The 1,208-nt window shown below is 46.4% G+C and carries 1 protein-coding gene and 1 pseudogene; both read left to right on the top strand.

Going from position 1 to position 1,208, the window contains the following annotated elements:
• A partial coding sequence (locus R7O12_RS25770; RefSeq protein ID WP_318126898.1) for a YcjX family protein occupies positions 1 to 1,010 on the top strand: 1,010 nt, incomplete at its 5' end.
• Positions 1,007 to 1,208, top strand: a pseudogene (locus R7O12_RS25765) (TIGR01620 family protein); the annotation flags it as partial. The gene R7O12_RS25770 and the pseudogene R7O12_RS25765, both read left to right, overlap by 4 nt.

Raw genomic sequence — 1,208 nt, 5'->3', positions numbered from 1 at the left:
AAACGGCGGTTCTCAATGTTGACATCATCGACTATCCGGGGGAATGGCTACTGGACTTGCCTTTGCTAGATATGGACTTTTCGAGTTGGTCTCAAACGCAGTTTGACGCGCTGAAAGGCAAACGCAAAGAGTTAGCTCAAGCATGGCTAGCTGAACTCGAACAGATCGAGCTCAATGCGGATGCAGATGAAAAACAGCTAGAGAAAGTGGCTCACGCCTACACGGATTATCTCCATGCTTGTAAAGATGCTGGGCTGCACTGGGTTCAGCCAGGGCGATTTGTGTTACCAGGAGAGCTTGCTGGTGCACCGGTGTTGCAGTTCTTTCCTTGTCGATTTGAATCGGAAAGCAAAGCGCCTAAAGGCAGCAACTTAGCCATGTTGGAAGCGCGTTTTCATGAATATCAGCAAAAAGTCGTGAAAGCGTTTTATAAGCACCATTTTGCAACATTTGACCGCCAAATTGTGCTGGTGGATTGTTTACAGCCACTTAATGCTGGCGACGAGGCGTTTTATGATATGCGTCAGGCTCTTGAGCAGATCATGCACAGCTTTCGTTATGGTCGCAGTAGCTTTTTGCGTCGTTTGTTCTCGCCAAAAATAGACAAAGTGCTATTTGCCGCCACCAAGGCCGATCACGTGACACCAGATCAGCATCCGCACCTTGTCTCTCTACTGCAACAAATGGTGCACCCAGCATGGCAAACCGCTGCTTATGAGAACATTGAAATGAGTTGTATGAGCATTGCTTCCATCCAAGCGACCACTTCTGGGTTTATTACCTCAGGCGACAAAACCATTTCTGCGTTACAAGGGACGACCTTAAACGGTGAGGCAATGACGATGTTCCCAGGAGAGGTGCCGAAGAAGCTACCCAATGCTGCCTATTGGCAAAACAGTGGTTTCGACTTTACTTCCTTCCGTCCTATGCCGTCAGCAAGTGATGAACCGATGAAACACATACGTCTAGATAAAGCACTGGATTATCTGCTAGGAGACAAATTGAAATGAGTGAATTGAAGCAGAAACAAATTTTCTCTGAAAAAGCACTTGAGAAAGAGCAGCAATCGGATTCACCAGAGTTAACGGCGCAAAAGACATTCAGTGAAAAAGAAACTTTTGTACCAGTAAAGATAGAAGAAGATCGAATTGAAACCGAACAAGAACTGCAACTTGAACACGTGATTCGTCCTAGGCCGGGCAGAAAAT

It is taken from the genome of Vibrio sp. Vb1574, from assembly GCF_033338675.1.
The sequence above is the reverse complement of the archived record's forward strand: the minus strand, read 5'-3'. Positions and strand labels throughout refer to the sequence as shown.